Below are 11,950 nucleotides of genomic sequence, written 5' to 3' on the forward strand. Positions count from 1 at the left end.
TTTGGTGGAGGCGGCGGGAGTTGAACCCGCGTCCGCCAGCACTCTGCCATCGGCTCTACATGCTTAGATTCCGTCTACTGATTTAGTGCGGCACAGCCCGACGGGCAGGACGTACAACACGAGCCTTGTAAAAGTTTAACAGCGCCGCCCAAGGCATACTTTGCTGCGATCCTGTTCTATATGACAGTCACACGCGCGGTACAGGCACCTTGCGATAGACCGTTAGCGGGGTTTAAGCCGCTAAAGCGTAGTTGTCGTCGTTGGCAACTATTAAGTTACAGCTTTGGATTAACGTGATTGGCTGTCATCACGGCATGCACCTCAGGTTTTGTCACCGTCGTCGAATCCATAACGCCCCCAAGTACTCGGTAAGTATACGCCATAAAAAGAAGTGGGGCATCAACTCAATTGATGGGTTGGTGGTGATGTTGTTTTGGTGTCTTCTTCCCGCTGGTTCACAGTGTTTGGTGTCTAAAGCGACAGGGATAAGGTTGGGTGTTCGATAAAGGTGGTAATTCGATCGCACTTTGGTAAATTAGAACTACTTATGAAAGTAATAGGCGCAGAATAATGGATAAAACACAGCGTTATCGAGATGCGGGTCACTGGCCTGATCAAACACTCCATTTTTGGCTGGATGAAAGCGCTTCACGTTGTCCTGACCGGGTGGCGGTTAAAGATGCGCCCAATCGAGAGGCGATTACCGGTGAGGCTCCTATCGCATTAACGTGGTCGCAGCTGAAAAAAGCCAGTCGCACATTTGCCGCCTACATGAAAAGCCAAGGCGTTCAAGCGGGTGATCGTGTCTTGATTCAGATGCCCAACGTTGTGGACTTAGTAGTGGTGTACTATGCGCTGTCGCGTTTAGGGGCGATTATTTCCCCAATCCCGGTGCAATACGGACATCATGAAGTTGACTGGGTGCACTCAGAGTTAAAGAACAGCCACGTCATTGTGGCGGGCAGTATGGCCGGGAAGCCCCTGGCGGCGGCCTCTTTATCGGACCGTTGCGCAGTGACTGTTATGGGTAAAGACTGGGTTATTGACCCTAATGTAGAGACTGACGCGACTGTAGAAGATTCGTCAGTAACCGCATCAAATATCTTAACAATCTGTTGGACTTCGGGAACGACCGGCACACCCAAAGGCGTACCGCGCGATCACAACATGTGGATGGCGATTGGCGTCAGTAACGTGAAAGTCTGCGATTACCGCGACGGTGATATCCTGCTCAACCCATTTCCATTGGTGAATATGGCGGCGGTAGGGGGCTTTTTGTTCCCCGCCGTGGTGTGCGGTGCTACCTTAGTGTTGCATCACCCCATTGATGTGCCCGTGTATTTGCAGCAGTTGCAGCAAGAGCGTTGCACTTTCACCATCGCGCCTCCGGCTCTGCTGAACCAACTTGCGGCGAAACCTGAAATGTGGAATGCCTTTGATTTTTCCGCGCTTCGTAATATTGGGTCGGGTGCCGCGCCGTTATCGCCTTGGATGATTGACGTTTTCGAGAACCAGTTCGGCAAGCCCATTTTGAACTTCTACGGATCGAACGAGGGGATATCGCTGTACTCAATTCCCTCGACAACGCCTGACACCGAAATGCGCGCTAGTTGTTTTTATCGTCCCGCAGTCGACTCTTGCATTGTGGCGGAAGTTGCGGACCCAGACACAGGTGAGCTGTTGACAGAAATTGGTGCAATTGGTGAACTGTTGATGGGTGGGCCTACGGTATTTAACGGATATTATAATCACGATAATGAAGGCGTATTCAGCAAAGAAGGGCTATTTCGCACGGGCGACTTAGTGGAAATTACCGGCGAGGACGGGCGTTATTTAAAGATCGTGGGTCGCTGTAAAGAGATGATTAATCGCGGTGGCTTTAAATTATCACCCGTTGAGTTAGATTTATTGCTAGAAAAAATCGATGGCGTTAAAGAGGCCGCGGCGTTTTCTATTCCCGACGATACTTTGGGTGAGCGCGTGGGAGCGGCGATCGTCTTGGAGGATCCTACCAAGATCGTCGACTTGGCGGTGATAAGCTCTTACTTTGAATCGCAAGGCGTGGCCAAGTTCAAAACGCCCGAGGGAGTGCTGATTATTGAGGCGCTACCACGCAATCCGGTAGGTAAAGTGCAGCGTTTTATGCTGAACGAGATCTACGAGGCTCAAAGCGCGTAGCAGCGCAGTATTATTTTAAGAAACGCTCGAATTCTTGCGATGCAGAGTCGGGCGTCTCGAGAGCCTGTAGCTTACCCAAGTCATCGAAAGTGATTAGATCTAAAGCCTGGGTCTCTTGCATGCGAGCCTCGCGCAATTTGCCGGCACCGCTGATGAATATTTTGCCCGATGTTTGGTTGTCGGAAGACACCAACAAGGCCAAACTATCGGCCACCTGTTCGGCAGAGAATAAGTCAGCCCAATCCTCTGGGAACCACTTCGCGGTGAGTGGGGTAAGGGCGTAGGGCGCAATGGCATTAATACAAATATCGTGCCCTTTTGCTTCATGGTGCAGGCTTCGCATTAGTCCGATCAGGGCTGCTTTTGAGGCGGCATAGGCGCTTTGGCCGTGATTACCATACAGCCCCGCTGTCGAACTTGAGACCATCACGCGTCCGTAGCCTGTTGTCCTTAAGTGGGGCCAAACAGCGTGCAGCAATCTGGCAGTGCCATAGAAGTTGGTGTCCATAATCGCTTCAAAATCGGAAAAGCTTTGTTTATGAAAGCTTTGCGGGTAGTCAAAGCCAGCATTCGCCACCACAATGTCCAGCCGGCCCCAGGTATCGAGCGCTTTGTTCAGGAGGTTGATGCCAGACTCTGGATCTTGTGCCGAAGAATACTCAGCGACCGCGCTACCCCCCAAGGCCTTAATGTCAGCAACGACTGCGTCCGCCGAATTATGTTGATCGGCGTGACTGCGATTATTCACAACCACGTTAATGCCAAGACTTGCTAGTTTATGAGCGTAAGCACGCCCTAAGCCTTTGCCGGCACCAGTGATAATCGCAACAGGTTGGCTCATGGAAATTCTCGTATTTGTCTAATAATGCAAGTATCCTAAACCCAAACAATAATTAGGAGAAGCGCATGTTGGAATTATTGCTCGCGACGGCGGTGTTGGTGTTAAGCGTGGTGATCGTCTTGTGGGGGCTTAGCATCGCAATTCGCGATGTCAGTATTATCGATATGGCATTTTCGAGCTTAATCGCAGGTGTTGTCGCGTTTATTTACTGGTTCTCGAGTGCGTCTGGGCAGGCAGCGACCTTGACGCTTGGCTTGGTCATTATCTGGGCATTGCGCATGACCGTGTACCTCGTCAATCGCAATTGGGGGCACGGCGAGGATGTGCGCTATACCAAGCTTAGGTCCTGGGTGCCTGAGGGTTGGCCATTTTACTGGTTCAGTTTGCGCCAAGTGTTTCTTTTGCAGGGCGCGGTGATTTGGGTGTTAACGCTGCCACAGCAAATTGCTTTTGTTTCTGCGCCTGAAACCGCTATGACCATTATAGGTTGGATTGGAGTAGCCCTGTGGGGTATTGGATTCTTTTTTGAGACGATTGGCGATTGGCAGCTGTCGCGATTTCGAGCTGATCCAAGCAAGAAAGGAACGGTGCTGAATACAGGCCTGTGGCGCTATACGCGCCACCCCAACTATTTTGGCGAGTTGGCACAGTGGTGGGGCTTGCTGCTCATTGTCGCGCACGTGCCATGGGCTTTAGTGGGTGCCATGGGGGTGGCAATATACTCATGGCTGGTAGTACGCGTGACCGGCAAAGCAACACTGGAGAAAAAAATGAGCAGAGAAAAGCCCGAATACGCGGAGTATGTCCGCCGCACGTCGGGCTTGATTCCCTGGTTTCCCAAAGCCTAGGCCTGCTCGTCAAGTGCCTTGTTAAAGGGCTGGTGATAGAGGCGTTTGCCGGTGGCCTGGTAAATGGCGTTCGCGAGCGCCGCTGGGGTCGGCGGCATTGGCGGTTCGCCTAAGCCCGTAGGGTCGGTATCGTTTTTAACAAAATGAACATCGATTCCCGCAGGCGCCTCGTTGATGCGTAGCATGCGGTAGTTGGTGAAGTTGTTTTTGGAAGGCGCGCCGTCGTCAAAGGTCATTTCGCCGTACATCGAGTGGCACAGACCATTAATGATGCCACCTTGCGTCATGTTCGCAGCGGCATCGGGGTTGATCACAATGCCACAATCCAACGCAGAGGTTACCTTGCTGACGAGGGGTTTACCTTGGCTCATCTCTACTTCAATGACGTTCGCGCAGTATGAGCTGTGGCAAAAATAAGCGGCTACACCTAGGTTGCGCCCATCTTTGTTATCCCAACCCGACTTCTCACGAACCAGTTTTAAAACGCCCGCATAGCGCTCGGCATCGTAGTCGTTGTTGTCGCCTACTGGGTTTGTTTTTGCGCGTTCCAGCAGCTCTAAGCGGAAATCGATAGGATCTTTGCCTGCAGCTTCTGCGAGCTCATCAAGAAATGACTGTTCCGCCACCGCCATGAAGTTGGATTCGGGTGCTCGATAGGCGCCTACGGTGATATTGGACGGGATTACCGTATCTTCCGCGAGATAGTTATCGACCGCGCCTGCGGGAAAGCGATTCGGAAATAGGGGGGATTCCGGGATACCCGTGGCACGGATATGGTATGCCGTAAGTTCGCCTTGTTCGTTCAACGCTGCGCGCATAGTCGCTTGGTATGCGGGTCGATAAACACCCACGGTCATGTCGTCTTCGCGCGTATAGGTTAGCAACACTGGTTGTTTGACCTGCTGCGAAATCAAAGCGGCTTCCACTGCAAAGTGCAGATATAGGCGACGCCCGAAACCGCCCCCCATGCGCGTCATTTGCATTTCGACTTTATCTTTGGGCAGACCCAAGTGCCTGGAGACACTATCATGAATGAGTATTGATCCTTGGTGAGGCCCAACTAATTTAGCCGAATCGGTTTTTACGTCGGCAAAAAAGTTCATGGGTTCCATGGTGTTATGGGCTAGGAATGGTGCGCTGTAGGTTTGCTCGATCACCTTGTGTGCGTCTTCAAAAGCCTTTTCAGGGTCGCCATCGCGACGCTTCTCGGTCAATGCTTTCTGTAAAGTGCTATGCATACGAGTTGCATGTTCCGAGCTGGATTCTAGCCCCCTAGGGACGGTAACCGTACTTTTGTTGCCGCTGAATCCAACCAAAGGATACTGATACTCTGGCATTTCCTTCCAAGTCGCTTGAACCGCTTGCTTCGCTTTTTTAACGCGCCAAGTCGAGTCGCCGACAATGGCAATAATTTCTGGAAAAGCGCAGACGTCACTGAAACCGCGCACAAAGTCTTCGGGGTACATCGAAATTGAAAATGCATCTACGATTCCAGGCATTGCTTTGATTGCCTCGACGTTAAAGCCTTCGAGCGTTAAACCAAATGCGGGTGGGTGCACGATGCCCGCGTGCAACATGCCTTCAACGCGCTGGTCGATTCCAAATAGAGGTTTCCCGGTAACAATATCCTCGGCTACGACGCTTTTCTTGGATTGACCAATGAGTGAGAAATCGTTCTTGTCTTTTAAGACGACTTGCTCGGGGATGGCTATTTCAGACGCCGCTACCGCCATGTCGCCGTAAGATGCCGATTGTCCCGAGGCGTGGCTCAGCACTGAATTTTCGGTATGAATTTCATCAACAGGCACACCCCATTGTTTGGCGGCGGCTAACTTTAAAAGTTGCTTTGCTGTAGCACCTGCCATGCGTAAGCCGGCCCAGTTAGATCTTACCGACCAGCTGCCCCCTGTGATTTGCATGGGGTACTTGGCCGGGTCGTTCGGCGCTTGTACAGATACGATATCGGCCCAGTTGGCGTCGAGTTCCTCCGCTACAATCATCGGGAATGAGGTCATCGTACCTTGACCAAAGTCTGGATTTTGAACTTTGATTTCTATGGTGCCATCGGGAGCGATGGACAATACCGCATTAAACTCAAACCAGTCTGCCGGCGCGGATGCGCCCTTGGCCAGTGCGAGTGGTGCGGTTTTTAGGTTAAAGCCCAATGCTAAGGTACCGCTGGTCACGGCGAGGTTTTTAATGAAGCTGCGGCGATTCATGCCCGTTTTGATCGTGCTCATCTTACGCCTCCGCTTTCATCTGGGTTGCGGCCAGTTTTACCGCCTCACGAATTCTGACGTAGGTGCCACATCGGCACAAATTGCCCTGCATGGCATTGTCGATGTCTTGGTCGGTGGGGTTGGGATTGTTAGCCAACAGGGACGAAGCATTCATAATTTGCCCTGCTTGGCAGTAACCACACTGGGCCACGTCTAAGTCTAACCACGCTTGCTGCACGGGGTGCTTGGTGCCTATATCGGTTGCGAGTCCCTCGATTGTAGTGATAGACATATCCCCAACGGCGCTTACTGGAATCTGGCATGATCGCACTGCAGAGTCATTTAGGTGGATGGTGCAAGCGCCACAGGCCCCTGCACCACAGCCAAATTTGGTGCCTAGTAGATTTAAACTGTCACGCAATACCCATAGCATTGGGGTATCTGCATCAACGTCCACAGTAATCTGTTTGTTGTTAACGGTAAGAGTGTAGTTTGGCATGCCCTGTCCCTTGAAAACTTTGTTATTGCCGCAACTAACTTTATAGCAGAGTGAAGACGATAAAACAGTGACAAAAACGGTTTGTTATGAGAAATCCCGCAATAATGGGGGTTTCAGCGCACAGGAGTTTTGGATATGGGCTTACTACAGCAGGGTCGTTGGGTTGACCATTGGTACGATACAAGCGCTACGGGTGGCGCATTCAATCGTCAGGACAGCGCGTTCCGAGGGCATGTGGTAGCGCCCGAAGATTATCAAGCCGCAGATGCCACCTTGTATCCCGCAGAATCTGGGCGTTACCAGTTGTATGTCTCTTTGGCTTGCCCTTGGGCCCACAGAACGCTTGTATTTCGTGTGCTAAAGGAACTTGAGTCGCATATCGACATTACGGTCGTCGAGCCGATTATGCTCGAGAATGGGTGGGAGTTTGGAGTGCCTCTCGATGACATGCAGTTTTTATACGAGCTGTATTTACGGGCTGATCCCGCGTATGAAGGCCGAGTAACGGTGCCCGTATTATGGGACAAGCAAACCCAAACCATCGTCAGTAATGAATCGGCCGATATTATCCGCATGCTCAACAATGCCTTTGACGAAATTACCGGTAATACACAGGACTTTTATCCGGATCATTTGCGGACTGAGATTGATGAAGTTAACGAGCGGATTTACAACACCGTGAATAATGGTGTGTATAAGGCGGGGTTCGCCACCACACAGCAAGCTTATGAGGCAGCGGTTTACCCTCTATTCGACACCTTGGATTGGCTGGAAGATCGACTCAGTCAGCAGGCTTTTCTTGTCGGCGACTATTTAACCGAGGCCGATTGGCGACTGTTTACCACGCTCGTTCGTTTTGATGCTGTCTACTTTGGCCACTTCAAAACGAATATCCGCCGTATTCAAGATTACCCCAATATCAGTGCCTATTTGCGTCAGCTTTATCAGGTGCCTGGCATTGCTGATACAGTGAACTTTGATCATATCAAGCAGCATTATTATGCCAGCCATACCATGATCAACCCCACTCAAGTAGTGCCTGTCGGCCCGGCTCTTGACTTACTCGCGCCACACGGGCGCGGCAAAATATTGGTAAGGGGTGCTAAATAATGCGAACTTTGGTTCAAGTAATCCGAGCGCACCCCACGCAAGATGGCGCTGGTGTCAAAATACATCGAGTTGCCGGACAAGCGCTTAATGCCATTTTGGACCCTTTTTTGATGATCGACGAGATCAACTCAGATAACGCGGATGACTACATCGCGGGTTTTCCAGAGCATCCGCACCGCGGTTTTGAGACGATCACCTACATGAAAGCTGGTAAAATGCGGCACCGCGACCACATGGGCAACGAGGGTGTTATCGAGTCGGGCGGGGTCCAGTGGATGACCGCGGGACGGGGCGTATTGCATTCGGAGATTCCAGAGCAAGAATCGGGATTGTTGCATGGCTTTCAGATTTGGTTGAATTTGCCAAGTCACCAAAAAATGGTTGATCCGGACTATAAAGACATTCGCCCTGATGCGATGGGTCGTGCCGTATCTGAGGGGGTAGCTGACCTAAGCGTCGTCGCAGGCCAACTTGGCGTTTTTGGTGAAGTGTTAGATGGTCCAATTAGAGGCCGCATGACGCAACCTTTAATTGCAGACCTAGAGATAGCGCCTAATCGGTCTGTAAGTTTGAGTACTGATTTATACGACAGTGTCTTGGTGCTTGTTTATCGTGGACAGACATCAGAGCTATCGACTAAGACCCTTGGTGTTTATGGTCCGGGCTCCGAACTTTGCTTGCGCTCGGGTGAGGAAGGCGCCTCTGCCCTGATCTTGGCGGGAAAGCCCATAAAAGAGCCCATCGTTCAGTACGGTCCTTTTGTCATGAATACCGAGCAGCAAATTCGCGACGCTATTATGGATTACCGAGCCGGCAGACTCGCGGGCTAGGGTGCGCCTTGGCGCGACTTAACAAAGATTGCGCTCTAATCCGCGAAAGGCTCAAAGATAAAGCGATCATCTTCAAACGCCTTAAACTCAAGCGCGTAACCGTTGTTATCGTGAAAGAACATCGTATCTTGCTCGCCAGGGGTTCCTTTGAAACGCCTGTAGGGCTTGATAACAAAATTTACTTTGCCGTGAAGCCGCGCCGCCAGATCGTCGAACTGTTGGGGTTTTAAAATGACACCGAAATGCGGCATGGGTACCTGGTGTTTGTCGACAGGGTTAAAGTACTGCTCGAGCACCGCACCGCCACAATAATGAAATACCAGCTGATGCCCAAATAAATCTAAGTCCACCCACGTGCTGTCTTCTCGACCCACCCTACAACCAAGTATGTGGGTATAAAACGTGCGTGTTTCTTGCAGGTTGGCGCAGGGAAGCGCTAGATGGAAGGGGCGCATACATCATTCCTTAGAAGCTTGATTTGATCATAAACCCAAAGAGCGTATATCCAAAACAGTGTTCACGTACGGTGTTGATTATCTGCGTCAGATCTAATCCCTGTGCACTACAAGATCGTCTTTATTACTACTTGACTTTTGATATTCTTATTAGGTAAGGTGGCCTGACCACTTTACCAGTGGCGGGGTGACGCTGTATCAATGCCCAAACCGCAGGATAAAAATACTATAAATCATTGATCGGGAGTGAGCGATGAAAGCAATTCAAAAACGTTTAGTAGGTGCGACAGCTTTAGCGGTAATGACCCTAAGCGGTGCTGCTGTAGCGCAAATGCAACTTGAAGAAGTCGTGGTAACCGCGCAAAAACGCGCTGAAAGTGCCCAAGACGTGCCTGTTGCGCTAACGGCAATTAGTGGTGACGCGATTGAAAACATGGGCATCGGCAACATGGGGGATCTAACCCAAATGTCGAGTTCGTTGACGGTGCAAGAATCGGGTAACCGTAACGAAAGCCCCGTATCGATTCGCGGTATTGGTACTTTTTCGTATGCAATTGGTGTTGAGCCATCGGTATCGGTCATTATCGACGAGGTTCCTGTTGCAACGACGGGTCAGGCCTTCGCCAACTTGGCGGATGTCGAACGTGTGGAAGTCCTACGTGGCCCCCAAAGCACCCTGTTTGGTAAGAATGCCTCGGCTGGTGTGATCAATATCGTCACCAAGAACCCCTCTGAAGAGTTTGAAGGTTCCGTAGAAGTTACCGGTGCCGACGACGATTATTATCGTTTTGCCGGTTCAGTTTCGGGTCCCATTAGCGATTCAGTCGGTTTCCGCTTGAACGCGTACTACGATGACTTTGGTGGGAACATTGAAAATGCCCTAGGCGGCGATGATTTACAAGCAACGGAATCTCAGGGTGTTCGCGCTAAAGTTCGTTTCGACGCGTCACAAGATCTGACGGTGACGGTAACAGCTGATTACAATGAGCTTGATCAAACTTTCTCGGCGAGCACTTTTCGCGAAGTGTCGCCCGACGCGCAATGGCTGAAAAACTTCGGCCTGGGTGTTTCGCAAGACGTGTGGTTCTCGGGCATTGGTTTGAAAGCAGGTGAAGACAACTTTAAAGGCGCTGCCTCCACAATTCCTCATTCTGCATCGGAAGACTACTCCGTAGCTGTCAAAGTTGAGTATCAACTCGGTGAGCACTCAGTAACTTCGATTACTGGTTGGAGAAATTGGGAATACGTCAATACCACGGACCTGGATGGTGCCGCTGACTTATTTGGTAGCTCTTGGGACATGTCGTCACTGTACGAAATTGATCAAATTACGCAGGAGATTCGTATCGCTTCACCTGCTTCCGATACCTTCGAGTATGTCGCAGGTCTGTGGTATTCGCAGTCAGACTATGATCGAGGGTTTGTTCGTAAACCACTTATCCCTGGTACGACGGTAGCTAAGTCAGATTGGTTGGCCTACGCGGGCAACGAAGCTCTGTCTGTCTTTGGTCAGGGTACTTGGAAACTCTCTGAACAGCTCAATGTAACCGCAGGCCTTCGCTACCAAATGGAAGATGTCGAAGTTCAGTTTGACAACGCAGTTAATGGCGGTTCTTTTGCGGGCGCAGATGACGATTCTGTGATGGTAGGCCGAGCAGCTGTGCAATATTTTGTGAACGATGATGTCATGTTGTACGCGAGTTACGCTCGTGGCTATAAAGGACAGGCTTACAACACCACCAGTTCGTTTAACCAGTTCCAAGCCGATAATCCAGTAGGCACTGAAGATTCAGATGCCTATGAGGTGGGTATTAAAGGCGACTTCATGGACGGTCGTTTGCGTGTAAACGCTAACTACTTCTTGGTTAACTACACTGGGTTCCAGGCGCAAAGCGGTATTATCGATCCAAATACCGGAGCTGTCGAACTTTCGTTGGATAACGTGGGCGAGCTCGAGACCTCGGGTGTTGAACTCGATGTGACTGCTTTGCTCAGTGACAACTTATTGTTGAACGTGGGCGCATCGTGGACTGACGCAACTATCGAGGAATTTGGTACAGCCGAATGCTACAACGGTCAGACCGCGGCGCAGGGATGTATTACCGATCCAGAGCTCGGCAGAATTCAGGATCTAGCGGGCAAGCCTCTGAATAACTCGCCTGACTTGAAAGTCGTTGTGGGCCTTGATTACGGTTTTTCTGTTGACGAAAAGTTTGATGGCTTCATGCGCGCACATTACCAGTGGCAGGACGAAGTGAACTTCTCGCTGACACAAGACCCACTAACGGTTCTGGGCTCCTACGGCATCCTCAACTTGAGTGCAGGTGTAGAGTCTACCGATGGGCGTTATACTGTGACCGCGTTTGTGAACAACGCACTCGATGAGTTTTATGTAACTGCCTTACCTAACTTGTCGTCGCTCTACGGCGCGACAGCGCTTAGCCAAATCGTACCCCGCAACGCCGAGCGCATCATGGGCGTTCGCTTGAAATACAACTTCTAAGGTCTGTTGACCCCCTTTCAAGGCCGCCCAGAGCGGCCTTTTTTTTGCCTGTAAATTGTGCCGAACGACACTTTGTTTTAGTGTGTATTTTTACGAAGAAGGTTAAGGCAAGGTGGGGCATGGAATTTGATCTTGTTATCAAAAACGGCACGGTGATCGACGGTACGGGTGCCGCGGCTTTTAGAGCCGATGTTGCAGTTCAGGATGGACTCATTGTCGCAGTAGGCCACGACCTTGGTGCGGCCCAAAAAGAGATCGATGCACAGGGCTGTATCGTGACTCCGGGCTTTATTGACATTCACACCCACTATGACGGTCAAGTGACGTGGGACAAAGACATGCGTCCGAGCGTGAACCATGGCGTTAGTACCGTTGTTATGGGCAGCTGTGGTGTTGGCTTCGCGCCAGTGCGCCCAAGTGATCACGAAAAGCTGATTCGTCTGATGGAAGGGGTGGAGGATATCCCC

At 50.9% G+C, this 11,950-nt stretch carries 10 protein-coding genes and 1 other RNA gene; 6 read left to right on the plus strand and 5 right to left on the minus strand.

The annotated features are described in order from the left end of the window. Positions 1-2: 2 nt before the first annotated feature. Positions 3-359, minus strand: a transfer-messenger RNA (tmRNA) gene (gene ssrA, locus ACTF5Z_RS05705). 211 nt (positions 360-570) lie between these two features. Here ssrA and ACTF5Z_RS05710 point away from each other — a divergent pair. Continuing rightward, positions 571-2,178 (plus strand): class I adenylate-forming enzyme family protein, encoded by a 1,608-nt coding sequence (locus tag ACTF5Z_RS05710; protein WP_438984836.1) that lies wholly within the window; start codon positions 571-573, stop codon positions 2,176-2,178. 10 nt (positions 2,179-2,188) lie between these two features. On the opposite strand, the gene ACTF5Z_RS05715 is transcribed toward ACTF5Z_RS05710, so the two are convergent. Beyond that, positions 2,189-3,019 (minus strand): SDR family NAD(P)-dependent oxidoreductase, encoded by an 831-nt coding sequence (locus ACTF5Z_RS05715; RefSeq protein ID WP_438984837.1) that lies wholly within the window; start codon positions 3,017-3,019, stop codon positions 2,189-2,191. Between the two features lie 65 nt (positions 3,020-3,084). On the opposite strand from ACTF5Z_RS05715, the gene ACTF5Z_RS05720 reads away from it, so the two are divergent. Next, positions 3,085-3,867, plus strand: coding sequence for a DUF1295 domain-containing protein (locus tag ACTF5Z_RS05720; RefSeq protein WP_438984838.1), 783 nt, complete (start codon positions 3,085-3,087; stop codon positions 3,865-3,867). On the opposite strand, the gene ACTF5Z_RS05725 is transcribed toward ACTF5Z_RS05720, so the two are convergent. Both ACTF5Z_RS05725 and ACTF5Z_RS05730 read right to left on the minus strand, forming a co-directional pair. After that, positions 3,864-6,107: a molybdopterin cofactor-binding domain-containing protein gene (locus ACTF5Z_RS05725; RefSeq protein WP_438984839.1), complete on the minus strand. Its 2,244-nt coding sequence runs from the start codon at positions 6,105-6,107 to the stop codon at positions 3,864-3,866. The two genes, ACTF5Z_RS05720 and ACTF5Z_RS05725, sit on opposite strands and share 4 nt — an antisense overlap. 1 nt (position 6,108) lies before the next feature. Continuing rightward, positions 6,109-6,585 (minus strand): (2Fe-2S)-binding protein, encoded by a 477-nt coding sequence (locus ACTF5Z_RS05730; RefSeq protein WP_438984840.1) that lies wholly within the window; start codon positions 6,583-6,585, stop codon positions 6,109-6,111. A 135-nt stretch (positions 6,586-6,720) separates the two neighbouring features. Between ACTF5Z_RS05730 and ACTF5Z_RS05735 the strand changes: the two genes are divergently transcribed. Next, positions 6,721-7,695, plus strand: a complete 975-nt coding sequence (locus tag ACTF5Z_RS05735; protein ID WP_438984841.1) for a glutathione S-transferase family protein — start codon at positions 6,721-6,723, stop codon at positions 7,693-7,695. Beyond that, entirely contained in the window at positions 7,695-8,525 is an 831-nt protein-coding gene (locus ACTF5Z_RS05740; RefSeq protein WP_438984842.1) for a pirin family protein, read from the plus strand. The genes ACTF5Z_RS05735 and ACTF5Z_RS05740 overlap by 1 nt, the downstream gene beginning before the upstream one ends. Before the next feature lie 35 nt (positions 8,526-8,560). Here the strand turns inward: ACTF5Z_RS05740 and ACTF5Z_RS05745 are convergent, their stop codons facing one another. Then, entirely contained in the window at positions 8,561-8,980 is a 420-nt protein-coding gene (locus ACTF5Z_RS05745) for a VOC family protein (protein ID WP_438984843.1), read from the minus strand. Positions 8,981-9,233: 253 nt separating this feature from the next. Here ACTF5Z_RS05745 and ACTF5Z_RS05750 point away from each other — a divergent pair, with 253 nt between their 5' ends. Together ACTF5Z_RS05750 and ACTF5Z_RS05755 are read left to right on the plus strand one after the other, a co-directional pair. After that, a complete protein-coding gene (locus ACTF5Z_RS05750; RefSeq protein ID WP_438984844.1) occupies positions 9,234-11,483 on the plus strand; it encodes a TonB-dependent receptor in 2,250 nt (749 codons plus the stop codon). A gap of 119 nt (positions 11,484-11,602) precedes the next feature. After that, positions 11,603-11,950: amidohydrolase family protein (locus ACTF5Z_RS05755; protein WP_438984845.1), on the plus strand; the 348-nt coding region annotated here is incomplete at its 3' end.

Source organism: Aequoribacter sp. (assembly GCF_965659035.1).
Taxonomy (GTDB): domain Bacteria; phylum Pseudomonadota; class Gammaproteobacteria; order Pseudomonadales; family Halieaceae; genus Aequoribacter.

Excerpts from the sequence above, each read along its gene's own strand:
- ACTF5Z_RS05710 (WP_438984836.1), top strand. The coding sequence starts at position 571 with ATGGATAAAACACAGCGTTATCGAGATGCGGGTCACTGGCCTGATCAA.
- ACTF5Z_RS05735 (WP_438984841.1), top strand. The coding sequence starts at position 6,721 with ATGGGCTTACTACAGCAGGGTCGTTGGGTTGACCATTGGTACGATACA.
- ACTF5Z_RS05740 (WP_438984842.1), top strand. The coding sequence starts at position 7,695 with ATGCGAACTTTGGTTCAAGTAATCCGAGCGCACCCCACGCAAGATGGC.
- ACTF5Z_RS05725 (WP_438984839.1), bottom strand. The coding sequence starts at position 6,107 with ATGAGCACGATCAAAACGGGCATGAATCGCCGCAGCTTCATTAAAAAC.
- ACTF5Z_RS05730 (WP_438984840.1), bottom strand. The coding sequence starts at position 6,585 with ATGCCAAACTACACTCTTACCGTTAACAACAAACAGATTACTGTGGAC.
- ACTF5Z_RS05715 (WP_438984837.1), bottom strand. The coding sequence starts at position 3,019 with ATGAGCCAACCTGTTGCGATTATCACTGGTGCCGGCAAAGGCTTAGGG.
- ACTF5Z_RS05750 (WP_438984844.1), top strand. The coding sequence starts at position 9,234 with ATGAAAGCAATTCAAAAACGTTTAGTAGGTGCGACAGCTTTAGCGGTA.
- ACTF5Z_RS05745 (WP_438984843.1), bottom strand. The coding sequence starts at position 8,980 with ATGCGCCCCTTCCATCTAGCGCTTCCCTGCGCCAACCTGCAAGAAACA.
- ACTF5Z_RS05720 (WP_438984838.1), top strand. The coding sequence starts at position 3,085 with ATGTTGGAATTATTGCTCGCGACGGCGGTGTTGGTGTTAAGCGTGGTG.